The organism is bacterium (genome assembly GCA_040753555.1).
GTDB lineage: Bacteria > UBA9089 > UBA9088 > UBA9088 > UBA9088 > JBFLYE01.
Genome location: JBFMDZ010000057.1, coordinates 1 through 12,513, shown reverse-complemented (window position 1 = coordinate 12,513; position 12,513 = coordinate 1). Strand labels below are relative to the sequence as shown.

Here is a 12,513-nt window from a genome sequence, read left to right as displayed (position 1 = left end):
TTATAAATAATGACCTCTTTATTACATCATCTATTTTTTCTATAAATGGAAGGAGATACCTAATCCCCTCCTCCCTCTTTTTTTCTCTTGCTATACGAACAAGAAAATCAAAGAATTCCATTTTTTCCTCTATATCTACTTGAATTATAGTTAGCTCTTTTGCTATATCCTTTATCCTTTTTCTTGGTTCGCCAATTATTTGATGAAGCTCCTTAAGCCTTTTTATATATTCTTCCCTTTTCTCTTTTAGTTTCTCTTTTAGTTCCTGGCTTTCTTCTTTCCTTATCTTTTCGCTTGCTCTTTTTATTTTACCCTCTATTTTTTTTATCTCTATTGCTATGCTTTTTATCCTTTCTGCAATGGTTGAGGCAACATCCTTGTGAATAGACCTTTTCAATATCTTTTTCTTCTTTTCCTTGTTTTTTTCTTGCTCAAGCCGTTCTATAAAGTTTTTAAATTGGGTATAGAGCCTTGCCTCTCTTAATGGCGATGGTCCATTTTCCTGCCTAAATATCTCCCTTATCTTTACCCTGTCTTTATCAACGCAGGATTTCATCTCCTGTAAGAATTTTATTGTAACCTTACATCTTGCTATCCTTTCTTTTAATTTGTCCCAGCCATCCTCCATTATCTTTGCAATCGCTATTTCATCCTTAGAGGACAAAAGGGGAACTTTGCCAATGTCTTTAAGATATACCTTTATTGGGTCTTCTATTTTTATCTCTTCCCCCATCTCTTCAAGAAAAGCCCCTTCTGACCCTATCTCTTCTGTAACCTCTATTCCATATTGCTCAGAAAGCTCCTGAAGAAGGGGATCAATCTCTTCAAGGGGAAAATCATCTGGAAGGAGAAATGTTAGCTCATCATAGGTAATCTTTCCCTGCTCCTCCCAGATTTCAACAAGCTTATTGATTATTTCTTCCTTGTGTATCTCTTTTAACATCTTAAAGCTTCAATATTTTTTGCCAATTCTTGATAGGAGGAAAGGAGATTTTCTACATTTTCCTTTCTTTTCTCTTTCTCCATTATTTCTCTTTTAAGAATTTGCATTTTTTCCTTTAGACTTTCTTCCTTTATCCTTTTTATACAAGATAAAGCCAGAACATATCTATCCTCTTTGTTATTGGTCTCCATACTTAAGGAAGAAGCCAACAAAGATGCATCTTTAGAAATGGAATTAACCAGCCTCTCTGGATGATAGCCCTCTTTTGAATAAATGGCTTCCTTAATTGCCTCAAATATCTCCCTACAATCCTTATCCTTCAACAGCTCTTTATCCTGTTCAGAAATAGCCCATACGGCAATCTCTTCATCCTCAAGCATTAAGGAAATAAGGAGTTTTTCTGCCAGACTTATCTTTTCTTTTCTTTTTGTAATGTATTCCATTGGCTTTGTATTTTTTTTCTTAATACAAGATTTAATCGTCTCCTCATCTATAAATAATGCCTCTGATACCTTTTTTATAAATAATGACCTCTTTATTACATCATCTATTTTTTCTATAAATGGAAGGAGATACCTAATCCCCTCCTCCCTCTTTTTTTCTCTTGCTATACGAACAAGAAAATCAAAGAATTCCATTTTTTCTTTTAAGGCATTCAAAAAGGCACCCTTTTTTTCCTTTAAAAGCTCTGCTGGGTCCATTTTGTCCAAAGAAATAACAAATACCTCAAAACCCTTATTTATCAAAAGGGAAACCCCCCTTTCAGCCGCAGAAATACCTGCTTTATCAGGGTCAAAGCTTACAACTACATTTTCTGCTTGTTTAATTGCAGATATATGTCCTTCTGTTAGGCTTGTTCCACAGGTTGCAACTACATTTTTAAAGCCTTCTTGATGGCACATAAGAACATCTATGTAGCCTTCTACCAAAATAACCTCGTTTTTCTCCTTAATATAGGGTATTGCCTTGTTTAATCCATAAAGAATATAGCTTTTGTTATAAATTTGTGTCTCTTTGGTATTTATATACTTTGGAAGGCTTGTATCTAAAGCCCTTGCTCCAAAGCCAACAATTCTGTTAAATCTATCAAAAATAGGAAATGTTATCCTATTTCTTGTCCAATCATAGCTTGTATCCTTTCCTTTTTGAAGAAGACCTACATCAAAAAGGTCGTTTTCAGAATAGAGTTTTTTTAAATAATTCTTTAGCCTATCCCATCCTAAAGGAGCAATCCCAAGCCTAAATTCCTCAATTACCTCTTTCTTTAAACCCCTTTCTAAAAGATAGTTTAATGCAAGTTTCCCCTCATCTTTAAAAAGGAGGCTTGAATAAAAATCTGATGCCTTTTCATTGATTTTATAAAAAACATCATATTTTTCACTGCTTTCTTCTATCTTTATATTTAATGAGCTAGCAAGTGTTTTTACAGCCTCAATAAATGAAAGATTTTCTTTTTTTTGTAAGAATGAGAATATATTTCCGCCGCTTCCACATCCAAAGCAGTAAAAAAGCTGTTTTTCTGGGTTTATAGTAAATGAAGGTGTCTTTTCCTCATGAAATGGGCATAAGCCAATAAAGTTCTTCCCCCTTTTTTTTAGGGATACATATTGACCTACCAAATCAACAAGGCTACACCTTTCATAAATTTTTTCCAAAACCTCCTCGGAAATCATAAAAAACTACATTATATATAAAAAAAAGAATTTTAGCAAGAAAAATATCTTGAAAATGATAAACATATACATTATAATAAATAATAAAGCAATGAAAGAGGGAACATTTTCTCAAAAGGCACTTGAAATATCATATAAGGCAAGATGGCTTTTTCTTACTTTTATATTGTTTGGGCTTCAATTTGTCCCTTTTCCTTCTGAAAACTGGCCAAATATTTACCTTCTCCTTGTAATCTTTTTAATCTACAATATATCAACAAGGTTTCTTAACCTTCCAGAAATCTACGAAAGGACAAGAAATATATGCTATGCGGAGACTGTGATGGATACAATATTTCTTATAGGTATTATTTACCTTACGGGGGGATACAATAGCCCATTTTGGATATTCTTTATTGTTATTATTATGTTTTCTGCAATCTATTATTCGCCAGGTAAGACCCTCCTTATAACGCTTGGAATATGCCTTCTTTATATCCTTATTTTAATTCTTTCTGGTGCTAATTTTAAAAACATAATCCCTATTCTTTGTTTAAAAATTCCTGTCCTCTTTGCAGTTTGTGGATTAAGTATATTTTCAAGTATAGAGATAAGAAGCCAGGGAGAGGAGCTTGAGATTGAAAAGGAAAAGGTTAAGCATCTGCTTAGAGCCTTTCATCATAATGTAGTGGCAATTCAAAAGAAAAATAAAGTTCTCTCTGAGGTGTATAATATCTCTTTAAAAACACAAGGAGATATTAGTCTTTCCGAGCAGCTTACCAATATTTGTAATACCACAATTTCTTTTTTAAACCTTGATATATCTGGAATATGGCTTATGGAAAAAAATGAAAGCCTTAAGCTTACTGGAGGAACAAAAAACATTCCTCCTTCTTTTCCCGAAAAAACAAGGATTGGAGAAGGTCCAATAGGAAGGACGGTTTTAAAAAAAGAGCCATTGGTTATAAATGACCTGTTAAAATGGGATCCTTCTCAATTTAAAAATGGGCCAGCTTTCTACATAGGAATTCCACTTATTGTTGATAATGAATGTCTAGGGGTATTTGTTTGTGCCTCATCATATTCAAAGGAATTCAAGGAGGAAGACTACTTAAAATTTCTTCTTCTTATTGCTTGTAGAACCTCTTTATCTATAAAAAATGCCTATCTTAACGAGGAGATAAAGAGAATGACCATTACAGATGAGCTAACTGGTCTTTATAACTACAAGTATTTCATTGAAACCCTAAAAAAGGAGATACACAAAGCAGAAAGGTTTTCTTGTAGCCTCTCTTTGCTTATGATAGATATAGATAATTTTAAAGAATTCAATGAAAAATATGGCCATCATATTGGAAATCAGATGCTTTGTGCTTTAGCCCTTAATCTTACAGGCTCTTTAAGGGAAAATGATTTCCTTGCAAGATTTGGAGAAGAGGAATTTGTTGCAATCCTTCCCTCTGCAGATAAAGGAGAGGGAATAATGGTTTCTGAAAGAATAAGAAAATGTGTAAGTGAAGCCACCCTTGTTGAGAATACAGAGCCTATTACAGTAAGTATTGGAGTTTCATCATTTCCACAGGATGGAAAGAAGTTTGACGAAATTCTTCTCTATGCAGACAGGGCTATGACAATTGCAAAGGAAAAGGGGAAAAATAGAACCATTGGATGGAAAAAGAAATAGGATTTGCCGGTAGAATATTCATCATCGCAAACCGAATAAGATGGTTTGTTCTTGTTTTAACCATCCTTGTCCTCCAGATAAAATACCCGGATTGGACAAATAAACTAAACCTTTTCCTCCCCATCATTGTCCTTACCATATATAACATTATAGCAAGAATCTTTATCTTAAAGAAAGAATGGGAAAGAATAGCTTATGCTGAAAGCACCCTGGATATAGTTTTTATAAGCTCTATTGTCTTAGGAACTGGGATAATAGAAAGCCCATTTTTTCTCTTCTTTCTATTTCCCATTATCTTTTCAGCTTGCTACTATAGACCAATCACATCCTTTGGCCTTACCCTTGCAATATCCCTTATCTATCTTTTAATTTTTCTTTTAAATAAAGGAGAATGGGTCTCTTTTCTTATAAGAATTCCTATATTCTTTGGAATCTGGACAGTCTCATTCTATATTGCCAAAGAAGTAAGATTTGCCCAGAGAGAGGTTGAATATGAAACAAGAAGGGCAGCAATGCTGCAGAAGGAGATGAAGGAAAAGCAAGAAAGAATTGAGGTCGAAAGAAGAGAGCTTGAGCAACTCTATAATATTTCCTTAAGGATAGATAGAACCCAAAGTCTAGGAGAGATGTTTTTTTCCATAATCTCTGCCTTTTCTTCATACCTTAAAACAGAAATAAATCTTATTGCAGTAATAGAGAAAAAAAGGCTAAAAGTAATTGCAGGCGATGATATTATTGGAGAATCTGAGAAGGTAAAGGAATGTATGAATGAGGTTATTTCAGAGGGAAGACCTTTGGTTTTGGAGAATATTAGCAAGGAGAAAAAAGAATCCCTTATTCCATATCAAAGAATGGGGATTGTCTCGCTCATCATTTTTCCTCTGACCATAAAAGGAGAAAGGATTGGTGTTTTAATTGGAGGATGTAAGAGGGAAAGGAGATTTGGTATTGAAGAACAGAAGTTTTCAAGAATCATAACCAGCATATCCTCCTTGATTATAGAAAATTTAAGGCTTTCAGGAGAAATAGACCGGCTTCTCATCGTAGATAAAGTAACCAGTCTCTTTAACTACTATTATTTTGAAGAGGCAATAAGAAAGGAGATAGAGAGAGTAAGGAACCTTAATGATGTATTCTCTATTTTAATCGTTAAAATAGATGGTGAGATAAAAGACCCCTCTGTTTTAGAAAGACTTGGGCTTATCCTCAATTTTCAGACCCGAAAAGAAGACCTTGTGGCAATGAAGGATGAGAAATTTTATCTCCTTATTCATAGAATAGGACAAAAAGAGGCTTTTGCTGTTTCCGATAGAATAAGAAGAGAGGTTTTAAGACAGATAAATATCCCAATAATTATTGGGAGTGCAAGCTTTCACAGCTCTATAATAAACCATACAGAGCTTCTTTCTAATGCTTTGTCTGCATTAAAAGAAGCCGAACTTAAAGAAAGTAGAATTGTTACTAAATAAGATTGGAAAAAATATCCATCGCTTTGATACAATTGGCTCTACGCAGGATTTGGCAAGAAGCCTTATTTTATCAGGTGCGAATGATGGAGAGGTTGTTATTTCTGAAATTCAATCATCTGGAAGGGGAAGGAGGGGGGACAAATGGATATCTCCAAAAGGAGGGCTTTGGTTTTCTATTATTTTATTTCCATACAACCTAAATGTAGATAGCCTTTCTTTATTTTCTTTAGGGATTTCCTTTGCAATAAGTGAGGCAATAAAGCAGGAGACAGGGCTTTTTTGCTTTACCAAATGGCCAAATGATTTATATATTAACGAAAAGAAAATTGGAGGAATCCTTATAGAAACAGATGTATCATTAAACAGGGTAAATTGGTTAATTATCGGAGTTGGGATAAATGTAAATATAGATAAAGGGCTTCTTCCAGAAAATGCAACATCCATAAAAGAGGAATTAAAAAAAGAGGTCTCTCTTGAGGATTTATTCCTTTCTATACTAAATGGTATAGATGAAATTTATCAAAATATTGATGGAATTTCAGAGCAGATTCCAATAATAAAAGAAAGATGTATTACAATAGGAAAAGAGGTGCAATTTGAAAATATCTCTGGAAGGGCGATTGATATAGACAGTCAAGGTCTTCTTGTTGTGGAGACAGAGAATGGGCTTTTTAAAATTTCTGGAATGGATTAAAAATAATTAACTATTCAGTCTATCCATATTTTACTATTTAGCCACAGATAAAACACTGATTTTGTATCCCCTATTTGTGTTCATTCGTGCTTCATTCCTGCCCATTCGCGGATTCTTTTTAATTTAAGATAAATTTACCACGAATTAAGTAAGCTTTGGCTTTCTTTACAAACTTCTTTGAAAAACTTAAAACTAAAAGGGAAGAAATGGATTTTGGATTTTGTACATGTTTAGCTTCGCTAAACAATTAAACAAAGCGATTTCTGGCTCTTTAGCATAAAGGAAGCTCAACACATATTAAGGAGCTAAACACATACCCCATATCTTTAGGTTGTAACTGTAATTTACTTAAAAAACCTTAACTTAAAGTAGTTACAAAAATATTATGCAAAAACATCTTGCTAAATTTAAGATTTTGGGTTATACTTAAAGCTATGAAGGTAAGTATGAAGGTTAAATTTGATAAGGTATTAAAAGAGGTGATTTAAATTGATTGCAACACCAACAGTTATAAGGGAAAGGTTAGAGGGAGTATTTGAAAAAAACCAGGCAGATGTCCTTGCCTCAGCCATCTTTGACAGTTATAACGAGCTTGTAAAGGCATCTGACTTTAATGAGCTTAAGGGGATTGTAAAGGAGCTTGGGGTTAGGGTAAATGATCTTGCAGTTGAGGTATCCGACCTTACCCTTGATGTAAAAGCCCTTGCCCAAGCCCAAAAGCGAACCGAGGCAAGGGTTGAGGAGTTTGCAACAGCCCAGAAAGAGCTTGCCGAAGCACAGAAAGAAACGCAAATAGAGATAAAAAAATTAACCCTGGCTATTGAAAGGACAAATGATAATGTAGGAGGCATTGGAGAGACAATGGGATATGCCCTTGAGAATGAAGCATATCGGGCATTACCCAAATATTTAAAGGAAAGAGAGGGAATAGAGATAACCGAAAGATTTGTAAGGACAGAAATAAAGGGAGAGGAAATAAACATATTTGCTATTGGAAAAAGGAATGGAAAGCCTATAATAATCGTAGGTGAGGCAGAATCAAAGATGAAGGATTTTGAGAAATTTAAACAATTAGAGAGAAAAGTAAAGGCAATAAGGAAGCAATACAAGGATGATATTGTAAGGATATTACTCACCCATTATGCACCTTCAAAGATTATCCAAAAGGCAAAAGAGGAAGGAATAATTCTTATCCAAAGCTTTGAGTGGTAAGAAGATGCTTAAGAAATTGTTCTTAATCTTAACCATATCCACCATTTCTTAGGGGAGGTAGTTGCAATAGATTGTAAAATATGATGATTTTAAATACATTAAAAGATAAAATCAAGGAGGAAAAGAAAAGAAGGACAATAACTTTACACCAACAAACAAGATATACTGTGCCCTCATAGACCCCCTTGGAGGAATTAAAGATTGGAAGGAATCACAAAAACTCCTTTCCCAAGCCACTAATGGACACATAGCCATTCCAACAAACCAGAGGATATATGTTATTGCCAACGATAAGGTTTATACCATAAAAGCCGATGAAAATAAAGGAGACATCAAAGAAATAACCACCGCAGACATTGGCTATGCCCTTCAAAATGGAGGTGGCATAATAAGGGGAAGCTCTATCTATTATTTTGGAGGAATCATAGACTTTCAGGAGGGAACATCAAGCGTAATATCAGCAAGGATAAACCCCGATGGAGAGATTACAGGTTTTAGCCCTACAATAAGCCTTCCCGAGATAACAACAAACCATTCAATAGCAAGATACAAGGATTTTGTCTATATAATTGGAGGAAAAGATAAAGAGGAAAATTTAACCAACAATCTATTACACAAGGCTTAAGTAAAAGAAAGAAGATCGGGAGGTCAGGTTTTGTTTTTGGCTCATCGCGAATTATGGTGCATTAGGATAGGGTTTAAAATGTTTGCTTAACATCTTATTAAATGGACTTTAGGATTTATGGTTTATTACTTGGTGAGAAGGTGAGTAAATACAAAATTTCGTAAAAAAATGGATTAAATACAAAATAATAGTAGACAATACAATAATTTAAAACTATACTTTTTAATAATGGAATTTCAAGATCTTTCATTACTTGAGCTTATAAAGAGGGGAGGGATAGCTATGTGGCCCCTTTTTCTTTGTTCCTTTATCCTTCTTTGGGTTGCCATAGAAAAATGGATAAATGTTTGTTTTAAAACAAGAAGGCTTAATCAAGAGGCTGAGGAATTTATCTTTAGGATAGAGGAGGTAGTCTTAAAGGGTGGAATAATGGAGGCTATCACTATATGCGAGGTTACAGGTGGTCCACTTGGAAGGATATTTAAGGCAGGCCTTCTTAAGCATGACAGGAGCAAAGAGGAATTTTTAGATACTATAAAAACAGCAGAGGATTATGAGCTTAAAGGATTTAGGAAGAATATATGGGTTCTTGCCACAATTGGAAGCATCGCACCATTCATTGGTTTGTTTGGCACAGTTGTAGGGATAATGAGGGCATTTTCAAGCATTGCGGCATCTGGTTCCTCTGGGATGAATGTTGTTGCAGCTGGTATTTCTGAGGCATTGGTTGCAACAGCAGGAGGCCTTGTTGTTGCTGTAATAGGCATTGTTTTCTATAACTTCTTTCAGATAAAGACATCAGAGCTTATTCATGAAATTCGCCTCTATTCCTTGAGGCTTATTGATATGATTGGCGATAGAAGGGGATGGTAGAAGAAAATGCAAAATGCAAAAATCAAAATGCAAAATTATGGTAAGGATTTAATAAAAAATCAAAATGCAAAATTCAAAATTGAGGTAAGGATTTATAAAAATGCAAGTGGGAGAAGAGGATAGGTTTATTGCAGAGATAAATATTACACCCCTTACAGATGTTTTTCTTGTCCTTCTTATAATCTTTATGGTTGCAACGCCATTCCTTATGTATCAAGGGATAAAGGTAAATCTTCCATCTTCAATAATGGGCGTTCCAAATCCAGAGGCAATTATTATAACAGTTGATAAAGAAAAAAATGTATTTGTTGATGAGGTAAAGGTTGAAAAAACAGGTTTAAAGGAATATCTTACCCAGAAGCTTTTACAAAAAGAGGATAAGCTTGTTATCATAAGGGGTGATCGCTCTATATATCTTGGCGATGCCGTCTCTGTTATGGACATAGCAAAACAAGCAGGTGCAGAGAGGATTGCTATTGCTACAGGAAAAGAGGATGAGAAGGATAGAGAGACAGAAATTCGTTAATACCATTTCTTCCCTTTGCAAGGAGATAAATTATAGCCTTCCTTTGTCTATTATTAAAGCCCTTATCAAAGCAAGGGAAAATGAAAAAGAAAAAAGACCAAGGGAGGTTTTATCAATTCTCATTGAAAATGCAAGGATTGCAAAAGAAAGAAACATTCCAATTTGCCAGGATACAGGCTCTGTTATTGCCTTTTTTGAGATTGGAAGGGGATTAGAGATTGATTTTGATATAAATTCTTCTGTGCAGGAGGGTGTTGGAAGGGGTTATAAGGAGGGCTATCTTAGAGCATCTATGGTCTCATCTCCTTTTGAAAGAAAAAATACAGGCGATAATACACCGGCTATTGTCCATATACATTTGATAGATGGCGAAGATTTGAAGATAACCCTTTTTGCAAAGGGAGCTGGCTCTGAGAATCAGGGAGGGTTGATGATGCTTAAGCCCTCTGATAGGGAAGATATAGAGGATATTGTTGTAGACTATGTAAAGAAAAAAGCCCCTTATTCCTGCCCTCCCATTATTGTTGGAATTGGAATTGGTGGCGATATGGAATTTGCTTGCCTTCTTTCAAAGAAGGCAATTTTAAGGGATATAGGAAGGTTTAATGAAAATTTAGCCGTTGCACAAATGGAGAAAAATCTCCTTTTAAGGATAAACAATCTTGAAATTGGGCCGGGTGGTCTTGGAGGAAAAACAACAGCCATTTCTGTTAATATAGAATTAGCACCCTGTCATATTGGAAGCCTCCCTTTGGCAATAAATATTGGATGTTATGCCACTCGGTATAAAGAAGTAGTATTATGAAGGTAAAGGTTCCAGAAGAAAGAGATGTTTTTTATAGCCTTAAAGCAGGAGATAAGGTTTTCCTTTCTGGAATAATTTATACAGCAAGGGATGAGGCACATAGACGGGGATTACCATTTGATGTTAAAGACCAGGTTATCTATTATACAGGACTAACACCGACAAAGCCTGGTAGCGTCATTGGCTCTTGTGGTCCAACAACATCAGCAAGGATGGATAAATGGACACCCCTATTGCTTTCGCTTGGATTGGCTGGAATGATTGGAAAGGGTCCAAGGTCAAGTGAAATTATAGATGCAATTAAAAAATACCAAGCGGTATATTTCGTTGCCATTGGTGGAGCTGCAGCATATTACACAAATTTTATTAGCAAAGCCGAAATTATCGCATATCCTGAACTTGGTTGTGAGGCAATCCATAGATTGGAGGTTAAGGATTTTCCAATTTATGTTGGAATTGATTCTAATGGAAAAACCATATTTTAAGATTGGCATTTTTCTTTTGATGGCATGCTTAAAGGCTTTTGCTTTAACCATTGAGCCTCGTCTGCCAAGAATAGGGGAAAGGGTGTTAATATCTGGGGAGGGCTATAAGCCAAGTGAAGACATAGCCATTAATTTTGAGAAAAAAATCTTTAAAGCAAAGGCATCCTTAAGCGGAACATTTTCAACAACATTTATTATTCAATCCCAACCAGGTGGGCAAAAGACAATAACAGCAAAGTCTAAAAGTAAGAGTGAGGCAATATCTTTTTGGATAAGGCCTGTAATGAGAGCATATCCCTTGAGGGGAAGTCGGGAGACAAGGGTTTTTATAGACGGATGGGGCTATCCATCCAGGGAGAAGGTTCAGGTTGGTATGGGATTTAATTCTTGTGTTACCTTTGTAGATGTAGAGAAAGGAGGAACATTTTCCTCATCATTTATTATTGGTAATTTTCCTTATGGTTCAAATACATTTTTTACACTTGACAGGGTTACATTTAGGGATGAGAGAATGGCTTTTTTTATGGAGCCAGACCTTAAGGTTATTCCGCAATCAGGCAAAGTTGATTCAATCATTACCCTTTCTGGCACAGGTTATAAGGTGCCTGTGAGATACGAACTAGGCGAGTGGGTTAGAATAGATTTTGGAAATTATGTAAGTATCGCTTGTGTAAGGAGTGATAAATTTGGAAGTTTTGAAATACCCTTTAAGGTTCCAATAGAGCCATCCGGAAAAGTCTCAATTCAGGCAAATGGACTTTTCTCATCCATAACAAGCAAGGTATCTTTTGAGATATTTCCAAGAATAAGGCAATTTCCTCAATCAGCCGAGCCTTTAAGACCAATGAAAATTGAGGGAGATGGATTTTCTAAATATGAGACAATAACAATAACCCTTGAAAAAAGAAGGGAGGGAACAAAAACATTAGTTCAAAGAGAAGAATTCCTTACCAGCGAGAATGGCGATTTTAGCCTTGATTTCCTTGTGGATACCCAGCCAAAGGGCATTAAGAGGGTTACAATAAAGGGAAAACTTGGTTTTTATGAAAAAAGAGACCTTGAAATAAAGCCTTGTATTGAGGTAATAGAGGCCGATAGGAAGGCAGGGACATTGACCATAAAAGGATTTGGTTTTTTGCCTTATGAAGATGTAACATTGGGTTTTGGTGGGCCAAGGTGTATTGGAAAGGTGTCTATAGATAAAGAAGGTTCTTTTTTAAAGACTTTTATTGTCAATGGAATTCAAGAAAAGGAAGAGATAATAGCTTCCAGCACAAAAAGTAATGAGGTGATAATTGTTCAGATTGAAGTTGAAGCAAAATAATAGCTGGCGGGACAAAAAGGGGATAATAAGGGTTTATTGGGAGGAGAAGAAAGAGGAGAAGAAATAGGTTGAGTAAAATTTGTCCTTGACAAAGAATAGAAATTCCCCAATTTTACTAAAACCTTTCATAGGGCTTAAATTTATGGTTATTGAAAAATATTAGAATAATCCTCCCCCTTTCCCCCTTTAGCGAAGCGAGAACTCTATTTTTATTGTGCTTT

At 35.2% G+C, this 12,513-nt stretch carries 11 protein-coding genes; 9 read left to right on the top strand and 2 right to left on the bottom strand.

All coding sequences use genetic code 11. The annotated features are described in order from the left end of the window. Window positions 1-943: sigma-70 factor domain-containing protein (locus AB1630_06305; protein MEW6103412.1), on the bottom strand; the 943-nt coding region annotated here is incomplete at its 3' end. Then, the gene (gene dnaG, locus AB1630_06300; GenBank protein ID MEW6103411.1) at window positions 937-2,616 is read right to left on the bottom strand and encodes a DNA primase; all 1,680 of its coding nucleotides are present in this window, start codon (window positions 2,614-2,616) and stop codon (window positions 937-939) included. The genes AB1630_06305 and dnaG, both read right to left, overlap by 7 nt. A gap of 55 nt (window positions 2,617-2,671) precedes the next feature. On the opposite strand from dnaG, the gene AB1630_06295 reads away from it, so the two are divergent. From AB1630_06295 to AB1630_06255, 9 genes are all read left to right on the top strand, one after another. Then, a complete protein-coding gene (locus AB1630_06295; protein ID MEW6103410.1) occupies window positions 2,672-4,279 on the top strand; it encodes a sensor domain-containing diguanylate cyclase in 1,608 nt (535 codons plus the stop codon). Then, window positions 4,264-5,748 carry a diguanylate cyclase gene (locus tag AB1630_06290; GenBank protein MEW6103409.1) on the top strand — a complete coding sequence of 495 codons (1,485 nt, stop codon included), beginning with the start codon at window positions 4,264-4,266 and terminating at the stop codon, window positions 5,746-5,748. The genes AB1630_06295 and AB1630_06290 overlap by 16 nt, the downstream gene beginning before the upstream one ends. Next, complete coding sequence (locus AB1630_06285; protein MEW6103408.1) at window positions 5,735-6,442, top strand: biotin--[acetyl-CoA-carboxylase] ligase; 708 nt, start codon at window positions 5,735-5,737, stop codon at window positions 6,440-6,442. Before AB1630_06290 ends, AB1630_06285 begins: the two co-directional genes overlap by 14 nt. 489 nt (window positions 6,443-6,931) lie before the next feature. Then, entirely contained in the window at window positions 6,932-7,654 is a 723-nt protein-coding gene (locus tag AB1630_06280; GenBank protein ID MEW6103407.1) for a hypothetical protein, read from the top strand. Window positions 7,655-8,507: 853 nt separating this feature from the next. Beyond that, window positions 8,508-9,152 carry a MotA/TolQ/ExbB proton channel family protein gene (locus AB1630_06275; GenBank protein MEW6103406.1) on the top strand — a complete coding sequence of 215 codons (645 nt, stop codon included), beginning with the start codon at window positions 8,508-8,510 and terminating at the stop codon, window positions 9,150-9,152. Between the two features lie 100 nt (window positions 9,153-9,252). Next, entirely contained in the window at window positions 9,253-9,678 is a 426-nt protein-coding gene (locus AB1630_06270) for a biopolymer transporter ExbD (protein MEW6103405.1), read from the top strand. Next, entirely contained in the window at window positions 9,647-10,483 is an 837-nt protein-coding gene (locus AB1630_06265; protein ID MEW6103404.1) for a fumarate hydratase, read from the top strand. Before AB1630_06270 ends, AB1630_06265 begins: the two co-directional genes overlap by 32 nt. After that, window positions 10,480-10,968: a FumA C-terminus/TtdB family hydratase beta subunit gene (locus AB1630_06260; GenBank protein ID MEW6103403.1), complete on the top strand. Its 489-nt coding sequence runs from the start codon at window positions 10,480-10,482 to the stop codon at window positions 10,966-10,968. Before AB1630_06265 ends, AB1630_06260 begins: the two co-directional genes overlap by 4 nt. Continuing rightward, entirely contained in the window at window positions 10,931-12,292 is a 1,362-nt protein-coding gene (locus AB1630_06255) for a hypothetical protein (GenBank protein ID MEW6103402.1), read from the top strand. The genes AB1630_06260 and AB1630_06255 overlap by 38 nt, the downstream gene beginning before the upstream one ends. The last annotated feature ends 221 nt before the right edge of the window (window positions 12,293-12,513 follow it).